This is a genomic window from Haloarcula sp. CBA1122, from assembly GCF_009741785.1.
Classification (GTDB): domain Archaea; phylum Halobacteriota; class Halobacteria; order Halobacteriales; family Haloarculaceae; genus Haloarcula; species Haloarcula hispanica.
Genome location: NZ_WPCB01000015.1, coordinates 66,767 through 77,886, shown reverse-complemented (window position 1 = coordinate 77,886; position 11,120 = coordinate 66,767). Strand labels below are relative to the sequence as shown.

Below are 11,120 nucleotides of genomic sequence, written 5' to 3'. Positions count from 1 at the left end.
AAGGCAATTAAGTGCGTTCCCTTCTGCTCGACGACCCCGTAACCAGTTGCCGCTTGACAGCTCCATCGAGACGAGCCGGAGGTCGCTGTCGGCGACATCGCGCTCGAACTCGGCCGGCGCGTAGATGTGGTAGAACCGCGGGACCGTCTCGCCGCCGGGAGCGTCCAGTCGACGGTCGTGTCAAAGCCCTCGTCCGCGCTCGGGGTCGGCGTCGAAGCGGTCGTGGCCGTGCTCCACGCGCTGACGAGCGCCCGAGCGCCCGGCGCGAGGACGCGGGCCAGTTCGTCCAGACTGGCGCGACGGGCGGCCTGTGACGGGAGGTGATGCAGCGTCGCGACGTACACCGCGAGGTCAACGGCCCCGGCAGCGAGCGGAAGGCGGGTCGCGTCGCCCTGCAGTAGCGCCACGCTGTCGCCGACGCGGTCGGTCGCCGCCCGCAGGAGCGCGCGGCTGGCGTCGAGGCCGACGACGCGGTCAGCGACCCCAGCGAGCAGTTCCGCGTGGCGGCCGTTGCCGCAGCCGACATCGAGCGCGTCCCGACACTGCTGGACTCGTCGACGAACGATTCGACCTCCGGCCAGGCGTACTCGCGGGTCTCGAGAAGTGATCGCCGATGTCCTCGTAGGTCCGGCGGACGGCGGCCCGCGATGGCTCCCCGTCAGCATCGCCGGCAGCAGTGTCACGAGACGGCATCGGTCGACCGCGTTACTCCGCGCCGTACTTTTCGGGGTAGGCCTCGGCGAGTAGCTCGTCCTCGTCGGCCAGTCGCTCCCGAACCGGGTCGATAACGTCCGAGATCGCGCTGGCGGCCGACGGCTTCAGGTCGGCGGGGTGGAGTTCGCCGCTGACGAAGTCCGATTCGACCTCGTCGTAGCTCTCGTAGGTCAGGTCGCCGCCGTACTCCTCCGGGCGCTCGACGACGAACGAATCGCCGCGAACGTCCAGCACCGGAAAGACGAGGTGCTGGAGGTACTCCAGCACGCCGTTCTCCTCGACCTCGCCGGCTGGGCAGTACGCCTGATTGATTTTCTCGTCGACCTCATCGGGGCTGTCGGTGAGGTTGACCTTCGACGCTTCGTCCGAGGCGCTCATCTTGCCGCCGGACAGGCCCGACAGCAGCGGCGCGAACAGACAGATCGGCGACTCGCCGCCGTGGTCCGGGAGGATTTCGCGCGAGAGCATGTAGATGCCGCGCTGGTCGACACCGCCGTAAGCGATGTCGGCATCGAGTGCCTTCACGTCGAGCGTCTGCATCAGCGGGTAGATGAGTCCGCCGAGGTTCGGGCTGTCGGACTCGCGGACGACCTCGCTGGCCGCGCGCTGGGTCCGCGAAATGGTCGTCTCGGCAGCCATCCGGTACATCTCGAGCGTGTACTCCTCGTCGAGCTGGAAGTCGGTCCCGCGGACGAAGGTCACGTCTTCGGGGTCCGCGCCGGCTGCTTCAATCATGCCCTCGATGGCCGTCTCGTAGTAGGCCGAGCGGGCGTCAAGTAGGTCGAACGGCGATTTGTTGTCGTCAAGATGGGCGTGCAGGTCCGCGATGAGGACCGTCACGTCGACGCCGGCCCGCAGGAAGTCCGCGAGCTTTCGCATCGTCGTGAAGTGGCCGATGTGCATCTCGCCGGTCGGCGCGTAGCCGATGTACGCCGACGGGTCGCTCTCCTCGAACAGCGTTTGCAGTTCGTCCTCGGTGACGACCTCTGTGGTGTGTTGCGTCACCAGATCGAGTCGCTCGGCGGTATCCATACCGATGTGTGGCCGGTCCGGCGATTAAAACGTTCCTGTCCGGTGTGACGGGCTGTCGGGGTGGGCCGTACTGTTTTACGACAGCGGGGCACAATCGGGGGTAGATGTCGCTCCTGTTCGACCACGTCATCGGGTCCTTCGACCTCGACGACGCCACGCTGTGTGTCCCCGATGACGACGCCCTCGACGACCGCGGCGATGTCATCCCCGCACGGCCCGTCGCCGAGTTCGCGAGCCACCACGACGGACTCGCCCACCCCGAGGAGGACTGGGTGTGCATCCCGCTGCACGAACCGGGTTCGGCGCGGCTCACCGGCGAGTTCGTCGCCTTCACCGACCACTCCCTTCACGGCGGAATATTCGTTTTCGAGCGCGACGGCGAACGTGACTTCGTCGACGCGGACGACTTCGGGGCCACGGGACTCGCCGACCGGATCCGCTTCTGGCACTCCGACTACGTCCCGGAGACGTACCCGCCCTCCTACGACTCACCGATAGACGACAGTGAGCCGCCGCGGAACCCGATACCGCGAGATGACCTGATTGCGGGCCTTCACGCACACGTCGAACGCGAACGCGAAGCGACTCGCCAGCACAACCGAGAACGGGCCGAGCGGCGCTCGCCGGGCGAGGTGTACGAGGCCGGTGGCGACGCGGTCCCCGAACTCCACGCACGGGGGAGGGACGACGGAACGTACCGGTTCCGCGTCGACCCGCCCGCCGACGTTGCCGCCGAATGGAGCGGCGACTGGGCCTTCGTCGTGGAATCCGTCTTCGGCATCCACCAGGGGAACGAGGTGCTGGTCCACGACGTGGACGGGTCCCGAGCGACCGGCCCGTTCCCGGTCGCGGCGACGGTCGAGCGTATCCGCGGGCGGTCGGTCTGGCTCGCGGTGAACTGGGCCGAGGTCGACGGGGCGACGACACTGGAAAGCGCGCTCACCGACGGTGACGCCACCTACGGACTCACAGCATTGCTCAACCCCGTTCCGTTCGACCGCGAACGGGAGGCGGTCGAGGCCTTGTCTGACCACCGCTTCCGGGACGTGCTCGCCGGCGACCGGCCGATAACTTTCTCGAACGGGGCGGCCGCCCGGAGCGACCAGTTCGACGAGGAACTGAACCAGGAGCAGCAACTGGCCGTCGAGCACGCGCTCCTTGCCGACGACCTGTTCTGTATTCACGGCCCGCCGGGGACCGGAAAGACGCGGACGCTGGTCGAAATCGTCCGACGGGCCGCACAGGCTGGTGAGGACGTGCTAGTGTGTGCCGACTCGAACCAGGCCGTCGACAACCTCGTGGCGGGGTCGTCGACGGACGACACGGCGGACCCGCAGTCGCTGCACGCGTACGGCCAGCACGGCGACGGCGACTACACCCTCGACCGCGTGAACGCGGGCCAGTCGTCGAACGGCGTCGTCCGGCGGGCCTACGGCGACGTACCCGGGCGGGCCGACGTGGTAGCGGTGACGAACAACAGCGCCGCCACGCTCTCCCGGGAGTTCGATCTGGTCGTGCTCGACGAGGCGACGCAGTCGACCTGTGCGGCGTCGTGTATCCCGCTGGTCCGGGCCGACCGCGCCGTGCTCACCGGCGACCACCGACAGCTCCCGCCCTACAGCGCGAGCGACGAACCTCCGGCGTCGAGCTACGGCCACTCGCTGTTCGAGCATCTCTACGCTGACGGCGGCGTCTACGATGGTGTCGGCCTCCAGCTCCAGACCCAGTACCGGATGCACCGGGACATCGCGTACTTCCCGAACCGGCGGTTCTACGACCGAACGCTGCGGAACGGGCGGGCCGTCGACCCGCTTCCCGACCGGCCAGCGATAGAGGGGTACAACGTCGGCGGGCGGGTCGAGACCGTCGGGCACTCCAAGTCCAATCCCACCGAAGCCCGCCTCGTCGCGCATCTCGTTGAGGACCTGCTGTCGGACGTGCCGGCCAACGAAATCGGCGTCATCACACCGTACAGCGCACAAGTGTCTCGCATTCGTGAAACACTCACGGAGCGTACTGACGATGCGGACAGCGTCACCGTCGACACCATCGACTCGTTTCAGGGCGGCGAACGGACGGCCATCGTGCTGTCGCTCGTCCGGAGCAACGCCGACGGAAATGTCGGCTTCCTCGGGCGGCCGGTCGACGGGCCGCGGCGGCTGAACGTCGCGCTCACGCGAGCGAAGCGCTACTGCGCCGTCGTCGCCGACTGGCACACACTCCGTTACGACGCCGACGGGAAGTGTACGGACCTCTACAGCGACTTCTACCAGTTCGTCTCGAACACCGACCGCCTGAACGACGTGGACCCTGAATTCATTCCGGTGTAGCCGGCCAGCGACCGCCCGACTGCGATGGGTCCAAATACGTCCGACACAACTGTCTCACATGTACACGGGGAAAACGGAGAAGGCCTGCTGTCTGTGCGGGAATCCCGACACGAAGACCCGTCTGGACCTGCCGCCGCGGGCGGTCCCACTGCTCAAGCACGCCGACCCCATCGCCTGGCAGGACATCGTCGGCGAGGTGTCCATCTACTTCTGTGACTCCGATTGGGAGACGGTACGTGACCTCGTGTTAGAGACCGGGATGAGCCCGCTGTCCCGGTGTAACGCCGCTCGCGCTTCCTTCGACCTCCGGGAAGACTTCGAAGCGCTGCTGAACGACATCCGGGACGAGCCGGACCACACGGAGATCGAATCGGAGATGTGCGCCGAAGCCGAGGAGACGCTGGCGAACCGCGACGACCCCTACGTCGAAGAGCGGGACCTCGTGGAGGCTCGCGTCATCGAGTGGGTCTTCGAGGACACCGAGGGTGAGTAATCCTACGAAGGCAGCGGTATCGCTCCGTATCCAAACTGTTTTGACCACCCACAGCCGTGTGTCAAGCGATGACTGTACGCGTAGGTGTGCTCGGTGCGACTGGCGCAGTCGGGCAGCGACTGATCCAACTGCTCGACCCCCACTCCGAGTTCGAGATTGCAGCACTGACGGCCAGCGACGCAAGCGTTGGCGAGACATACAAGGACGCCGCCAAGTGGCGCGTCGACTCCCCGATTCCCGAGGACGTGGCCGGGTTAGAGGTCCGCGCCACCGACCCTGATTCGGTACCCGACGACGTCGATCTCATCTTTTCTTCGCTCCCGTCGAGCGTCGGCGCGGAGGTCGAACCGGAGTTCTGCGAGGCCGGCTACACTGTCTCCTCGAACTCCTCGAACGGCCGGATGGACGAGGACGTGCCGCTCATCATCCCAGAGGTCAACGCCGACCACGTCGACCTCCTCGAAGTCCAGCGCGACGAACGTGGCTGGGACGGCGCGCTCCTGAAGAACCCGAACTGCTCGACGATTACGATGGTCCCGCCGCTGGCCACCCTCGACCGAGAGTTCGACCTGACCGACGTACGTGTCTCGACGCTTCAGGCCGTCTCCGGCGCGGGCTACTCCGGCGTCTCGTCGATGGAGATCATCGACAACGCCATCCCGCACATCGGCGGCGAAGAGCAGAAGATGGAGACCGAATCGCGCAAGCTCCTGGGTTCGTTCGACGGCGCGGAGGTCCACCGCAACGAGATGGACGTGGCCGCCTCCTGTAACCGCATCCCGACGCTCGACGGCCACCTCGAAAACGTCTGGGCCGACACCGCGGAGGACATCTCCACGGCCGACGCCGAGGCCGCGATGGAGTCGGCTACCGGTATCGACCTGCCGTCCTCGCCGGAGAAACTCATCACGGTGTTCGAGGAACCGGACCGCCCACAGCCCCGCCTTGACCGCAACGTTGAGGACGGCATGGGCGTCGCAGTCGGTGGGTTCCGCGAGACGACCGACGGCGTCCAGTTCAACTGCCTCGCACACAACACGATGCGCGGTGCCGCAGGCGCGAGCGTGCTGAACGGCGAACTGCTCAAGAAGCGCGGCTATCTGTAACGGTCACGGTCGCCGAGTGCCGTTCTTCCGAGTCGCACGAGAACTGCTAGTCAGTCCGATATTTTTTCACGACCAGACGCGACTTCTGGCGTATGGTCCCACGTGATACGAAGCTTCAGATCGGGGTGGTGAGCGCTGTTGTCCTCGTCTGGGCGCTCCTGTTCCGGGCGGTTCCGCTCGGCCCTGTCGCCTCGGTCGTGCTCGTCGCAGCTACGTACTTCGCCGTTCTGGCTGGCACACACCTGTATCTCGCGCTGGCAGGTGATAGCGAGACGCTTCCGGTCGCGGCCCGCTGGCGGTACATTGGGCTCGCGGCGGTAGTGGCCGTAGTCGAACTGCTGCAGGGTACCGTCGGGAGCACTAGCCTCGGGAGCGTTACAGTCGCGCACCTACTCGGCGGCGTGTTCGGTGTGACCGTTGTCTCGTATCTGGTGTACGAAGCCCGCGCCGGATATCTCGCCAGCCGGCAGTGACTACAGTTCGATCTGGTTCCTGAGTCCGTCCCACTCGCCGGTTCGCTCTGCCCGCTGGACGTTCTCGGCGACGATATCGGCCAGCCGCTCGTAGTAGCTCGGCGTGTGGCCGGCGTTATGTGGCGTGATGAGGACGTTCTCGAAGTCCCACAGCGGATGGCCGCTGGGCAGCGGTTCGGGGTCGGTCACGTCCAGTGCCGCGCCGCCGATGTGGTTGCGCTGGAGCGCAGTAACCAGCGCATCGGTGTCGACGACCGGGCCGCGGGCGACGTTGGTGAGCACCGCGCTGGGAGGCATCGTCTCGAACACCTCCTCGTCGATGAGGTGGCGCGTCTCGTCGGTGAGTGGGCAGGCGAGTCCGATGTACTCCGTGTCAGTGACCGCCTCGTGAATCTCGTCGAAGCCGTACACCTCGTCGGTCGGGCCGCCCTTTTCCGGCGAGTAGCGGACGCCGACGGTCTCCACGTCGAACCCCTGCACACGGTCGACGATGGCCTCGCCGATTTCTCCCAGCCCGACGACACAGACCCGGCTACCGGCGAAGTCGTCGGTGTGAAACGACTGCCAGACGTGGTCGCGCTGGTGGCGGCGGGCGGTGAAAAAGCCCCTAGCGAAGGCGAGCCACGACCCGACGACGTTCTCAGCGACGTTCGGACCGTGGACGCCGGAGGCCGTGGTAAGCGCGATGTCGCGGTCGGCCAGTTCCGAGAGCGGGAGGTGGTCGTATCCAGCGTATGTCCCTGCAAACAGCTTCAGCGAGTCGGCAGTATCGACCAGGTCCGGCGAGACATCGTTGCCGGTCAGAACCGTTGCGTTCGCAATCAGGTCGCGCTCGGCTTCGGGCGTCTCCGCGATGGCGATGTCCCACTCCGGCAGTCGCTCCCGGAGCGCTGCCGCGTACTGGTCGACCGGCATTCCGTGAACGTCGTATCGGGTCACGACGATGTCGGCCATTGAACCCCTCCTGTGACGTGCGGAGTCATACCGGCTGTTCCACGCGGGGGCCTCAAAACGGTGCCGGCAGTCTGGTGACCGCGCGCCGGAAGTATTATTAGAATTTTTGTATTTAGAGAACGGAGGAATTACCAGTCTAGATTAGTAAAATTTGTACTAATAGTATACCGATATCTTAGCATATTTGTAGGATGACCAACGTAGAACTTCGAAGGAATGGGGAGACCGACGAGCGTTGCGGTGATCGATGACGATACGGACTATAGACAGCTCTACAAACTTTGGCTTCCGGAAGAATACGAGGTTATAGAGGCCGGTGACGGCCGTACAGGGTTACAGCGGATTGACGACTCAATCGATGCGGTACTGCTGGACCGGCAGATGCCGAAACTGAGCGGCGAAACGGTCGCCGAAAAGCTCCGACAGCGGTCAGTTACCCCTGCGGTCGTAATGATCAGTAGCGTCAAGCCGGACGTGGATATTCTGGACATTCCCGTCGATTCGTATCTCAGAAAGCCTGCCGACCGGGATACCCTGTTGTCGGTACTCTCGGCAGTTCAGCGCCGGTGCGAATACGAGACGGAGCGCCGGGAACTCCTGGGACTTGCCGACCGACGAGACACAGTCGCTGACGCTGTCCGAGCGACAGCGCTCGCGGAGAGCGACGCGTACAAGCGGGCCGTCGAACGGCTGGAACAACACGACGTGTCACTCGCCGACGCAGCGTCCGAACCGTAGCGCGCAGTGCATTCCAGTTCAGACACAGAGGGTCGTCAGACCGCGGATTCGATGCAAGACAATAGGTTTTAGCGGGCGCGGGACACCGTAGCGGGTATGGAACACGTAGACGTCGCCATTGTGGGTGGTGGCCCGGCCGGGTCGTCGGCGGCCGAGGCTGCAGCCGACCACGGGGCCGACGCCGTCCTTCTCGAAAAGGGGGTCCCCAGAGCCGACCGCGAGGGGGCGGGGCCGGACTCGACGGACGCCGCCGGGCTGCTCGATTACTGGTTCGACATCATGGACATTCCACGGTCGGAGTTCCCCGAGGATGTTGTGCTGAGCGAACTCGACGGGGCGAAGTTCTATGGCCCCTCAACGGAGATGACGCTCACAGAGACCGGTATCAGTTCCAGCGCCGACGGCTTCGGCATCACGTTCCACCGGGCGCGATTCGACGACTGGCTCCGCGAACGGGCGACGGAAGCGGGCGCGGACTACCGCGTCGGCGTCAGCGTCACCGGCGTCGAGACCGACCTGAGGAGTTCGCCACGACACACCGTTCGGCTGGCCAACGGTGAAGATATCGCCGCTGAGTACGTGATCCTCGCGGATGGCCCACAGCGGACCGTCACTGGCGGGACGCTCGACCAGGTCCTCCCGGCCGGACAGACGATGGCCGACATCATGCCCTCGAACAAGGCCAACCACATCGCCTATCAGGAGCACCGACGGATGCCCGAGGAACTGTTCACGCCGGAGTTCATCGAGTTCTGGTGGGGCATCATGCCCGGCCACACGGCGTATCCGTGGATTTTCCCGAACGACGCCCCCGTCGCCCGCATCGGTCTGACGATGCCCATCGGCTTGGACATCGACGCCTACGACCGCAGCGAGTGGGGCCTGCTCAGAGAGAGCGACGACAGCATCCCACAGGGCCGGCAGTACATCGAGCGACTGCTCGAACAGGAGTTCCAGGCGTACGATCTTGAGGACTTCCCGCTCGTCGAGGACCGCGGGAAATCGAAAGGGACGGAGACGTACCCCATCTCCTCGACCCGACCGATAGAGTCCCCGGTGGGTGCCGGCATCGCCGTGGCCGGCGGGGCAATGGGGACCACCTCGGCGTTCCACGAGGGCGGCGATCACGTCGCCGTTCGCACCGGGAAGATAGCCGGTCGCCTCGCCGCGAACGACCGCCTCGAACGGTACAACGACGCCTGGCACGACGCCATCGGCAACGAAATCCTCCGGAACGTTACCTTCGCGGACATGGTCCGGGACTGGCGGCCCGGCGACTGGGACCGGGCCTTTACCACCGCCAACGACCTGATGGACGCCCGTGGCATCAAGGCCGACGCGGCGCTCCGTGGCGGCCTCAACGGCATTAAGATGGTCCTCGGGTACAAGTGGGGGAAGTTCTCCTACCGCAACGGCAAGTACGTCCAACTGCGCGAGGACGACTACGCCGTCTGAACGTCACCCTTAGGTGTGCGACCGGCGAACTGCTAGTGCGTGCCTTCAATCCCCGGCTGAGACCCGTCACCGGGACGATGACGACCCGGAGAACCCGGGCACGCGACATGACCGCGGTTCATACCGCACTTGGTCGTCTATCGACGACCCGCCAGACGGTTGCACCGTCTGGGCGTTCGGTGATTACGCCATAATCACCCGCGCTCGCGGCTGACGCCGCTCGCGCAATCGGTCGCCGTATCCGGCGACCCGCCCGGCACGAGGGTTTGCCGGCTGACGTGGCACACCGCCGAGGATGATGCCGGACGTTAGTGTTCCGGGCGTACATTTCGAGTCTACTAGTGGCAATATTTGACATGATACGGACAGAGCCACAGTGGCTCTGCTGTGTCACTGAGACGAATTTCTCCGTGATGGTACCCTGTTAGCCGGGTCTCCGGGAATCGTTGATATGGTATTCCCAACAGTGGGACTGTCGAGTTGACCCACGTCTTTCAGGTTTTCGCAGTCTCGATACTGCCGCTGAGTGGTCACTATTGCCCGAGATTTGAAGATTCACTCAGGATTGCGTTGTCTGTTTCCGCAGCCGATGGCAGTATGACAAAAATACTTGCAGTAACATTTAAATATAGGTTGGTTGACAGCATAGTTGTAGTTTAGATGATGTTCAGTAACAATCAGGATGAATCGGTTTCCGAGCGGCGTAGCTTCTTGAAAATGGTCGGTACAGCTGGTCTGACAGGCCTCGCTGGCTGTAGTGGGGACGGCGGTAGCGGCGACAGCGGTGGCGAGGATAGCGGTGGCGGCGAGAGTAGTGGCGGCGATAGCGGTGGTAGTGGCGGCAGTGGCGGCAGTACAAATTGGACAATTGGAACGTCAGGGCCGGAGACGGCGACTCACGCGTCGGGGGTAGCGATGGCACAGCTGCTCTCGGAAAAGTCCGACGACATCAGCATGAGCGCCCAGACGACCGGCGGGACCGCCGCAAACCCTCGGTTGATCGCTCAGGGAGACATCGATATCGCCCAGAGTACCGACTGGGCAGTCGCGCGCTCAAACAGCGGCGGAGACCCGTACGGGGAACCGGTCGGGAAGACGATGACGCAGGTGTTACCGTTCATGACTCTGGAGTACTACCTCGTCAGGCGGACTGACGATGCACTCGAAGGCATCGAGTCGGTGTCGGACATTCCCCAGGACGGGTCGGTCTCGATGGCGTTCGGTCAGCGCGGCGGGACGAACTACTTCGCGGGCCTTGACGGGTTCCGACTGTCCGGGATCGACAACGTCGAGGACAAGTACGACCTCCAGTCGATGAGCTGGGGAGACCAGGGGGCACAGTTCGCTGACGGCCGTCTCGATATGATGATGGTCTACGGAGTCAGCCGTGAAGTACTGACCGGGTGGGCGCAGGAGGCCGGCGCACAGGCCGACGTCGCGGTCGTCAACTGGGAGTTCGACGAGTCAGATTTAGCCAACTCCGATCTGCCCTACACGTACATCGAAACGCCGGCCGGCCTCTGGGACAGGCAGGACATTCGAATGGACTCCATTCCGGCAGTTGGCGTCGGCTATGAAACTATCTTCCCGGCCGAGGTATCTGAGGAGTTGGGCTATGAGTTCGTCCGTACCGTCATGGAGGACATCGACGCGGTCCGTGAGGCGAGTTCAGTGCTCTCTCGCGCCGGTCCGGACTTCGCGCAGGAATTCTTACTCCCCTCGCCGAACGCACCCGTCCATCCCGGCGCTGAGAAGTATTACAAGGAGCAGGACCTCTGGAAGGACGGACTGACCACACTTGAGGAGTATGAGGGGTAACGCGAGC

General features: G+C 64.6%; 9 protein-coding genes and 1 pseudogene. 7 read left to right on the top strand and 3 right to left on the bottom strand.

What is annotated here, in order from left to right; genetic code table 11:
• Both GJ630_RS08325 and GJ630_RS08320 read right to left on the bottom strand, forming a co-directional pair.
• Positions 1–693, bottom strand: a pseudogene (locus tag GJ630_RS08325) (class I SAM-dependent methyltransferase); the annotation flags it as partial.
• Between the two features lie 12 nt (positions 694–705).
• Positions 706–1,746, bottom strand: coding sequence for a tyrosine--tRNA ligase (locus GJ630_RS08320; protein WP_191449691.1), 1,041 nt, complete (start codon positions 1,744–1,746; stop codon positions 706–708).
• Positions 1,747–1,850: 104 nt separating this feature from the next.
• Here GJ630_RS08320 and GJ630_RS08315 point away from each other — a divergent pair, with 104 nt between their 5' ends.
• The 4 genes from GJ630_RS08315 (at position 1,851) to GJ630_RS08300 (ending at position 6,148) form a co-directional block, all read left to right on the top strand.
• On the top strand, positions 1,851–4,076 hold the full coding sequence (locus GJ630_RS08315) for an AAA domain-containing protein (RefSeq protein ID WP_191449690.1): 2,226 nt from the start codon (positions 1,851–1,853) through the stop codon (positions 4,074–4,076).
• Positions 4,077–4,134: 58 nt separating this feature from the next.
• Complete coding sequence (locus GJ630_RS08310; RefSeq protein ID WP_191449689.1) at positions 4,135–4,569, top strand: hypothetical protein; 435 nt, start codon at positions 4,135–4,137, stop codon at positions 4,567–4,569.
• A gap of 68 nt (positions 4,570–4,637) precedes the next feature.
• Positions 4,638–5,675: an aspartate-semialdehyde dehydrogenase gene (asd, locus tag GJ630_RS08305; RefSeq protein WP_191449688.1), complete on the top strand. Its 1,038-nt coding sequence runs from the start codon at positions 4,638–4,640 to the stop codon at positions 5,673–5,675.
• A 92-nt stretch (positions 5,676–5,767) separates the two neighbouring features.
• The gene (locus GJ630_RS08300) at positions 5,768–6,148 is read left to right on the top strand and encodes a hypothetical protein (RefSeq protein WP_191449687.1); all 381 of its coding nucleotides are present in this window, start codon (positions 5,768–5,770) and stop codon (positions 6,146–6,148) included.
• Here the strand turns inward: GJ630_RS08300 and GJ630_RS08295 are convergent, their stop codons facing one another.
• Positions 6,149–7,102 (bottom strand): D-2-hydroxyacid dehydrogenase, encoded by a 954-nt coding sequence (locus GJ630_RS08295; RefSeq protein WP_191449686.1) that lies wholly within the window; start codon positions 7,100–7,102, stop codon positions 6,149–6,151.
• 216 nt (positions 7,103–7,318) lie between these two features.
• On the opposite strand from GJ630_RS08295, the gene GJ630_RS08290 reads away from it, so the two are divergent.
• From GJ630_RS08290 to GJ630_RS08280, 3 genes are all read left to right on the top strand, one after another.
• Positions 7,319–7,840: a response regulator transcription factor gene (locus GJ630_RS08290; protein WP_064288463.1), complete on the top strand. Its 522-nt coding sequence runs from the start codon at positions 7,319–7,321 to the stop codon at positions 7,838–7,840.
• A 96-nt stretch (positions 7,841–7,936) separates the two neighbouring features.
• A complete protein-coding gene (locus tag GJ630_RS08285; protein ID WP_191449685.1) occupies positions 7,937–9,295 on the top strand; it encodes an NAD(P)/FAD-dependent oxidoreductase in 1,359 nt (452 codons plus the stop codon).
• Between the two features lie 717 nt (positions 9,296–10,012).
• The gene (locus GJ630_RS08280; RefSeq protein WP_252718756.1) at positions 10,013–11,113 is read left to right on the top strand and encodes a TAXI family TRAP transporter solute-binding subunit; all 1,101 of its coding nucleotides are present in this window, start codon (positions 10,013–10,015) and stop codon (positions 11,111–11,113) included.
• Positions 11,114–11,120 lie beyond the last annotated feature (7 nt).

Excerpts from the sequence above, each read along its gene's own strand:
- GJ630_RS08310 (WP_191449689.1), top strand. The coding sequence starts at position 4,135 with ATGTACACGGGGAAAACGGAGAAGGCCTGCTGTCTGTGCGGGAATCCC.
- GJ630_RS08285 (WP_191449685.1), top strand. The coding sequence starts at position 7,937 with ATGGAACACGTAGACGTCGCCATTGTGGGTGGTGGCCCGGCCGGGTCG.
- asd (WP_191449688.1), top strand. The coding sequence starts at position 4,638 with ATGACTGTACGCGTAGGTGTGCTCGGTGCGACTGGCGCAGTCGGGCAG.
- GJ630_RS08295 (WP_191449686.1), bottom strand. The coding sequence starts at position 7,102 with ATGGCCGACATCGTCGTGACCCGATACGACGTTCACGGAATGCCGGTC.
- GJ630_RS08290 (WP_064288463.1), top strand. The coding sequence starts at position 7,319 with ATGGGGAGACCGACGAGCGTTGCGGTGATCGATGACGATACGGACTAT.
- GJ630_RS08300 (WP_191449687.1), top strand. The coding sequence starts at position 5,768 with ATGGTCCCACGTGATACGAAGCTTCAGATCGGGGTGGTGAGCGCTGTT.
- GJ630_RS08315 (WP_191449690.1), top strand. The coding sequence starts at position 1,851 with ATGTCGCTCCTGTTCGACCACGTCATCGGGTCCTTCGACCTCGACGAC.
- GJ630_RS08280 (WP_252718756.1), top strand. The coding sequence starts at position 10,013 with ATGGTCGGTACAGCTGGTCTGACAGGCCTCGCTGGCTGTAGTGGGGAC.
- GJ630_RS08320 (WP_191449691.1), bottom strand. The coding sequence starts at position 1,746 with ATGGATACCGCCGAGCGACTCGATCTGGTGACGCAACACACCACAGAG.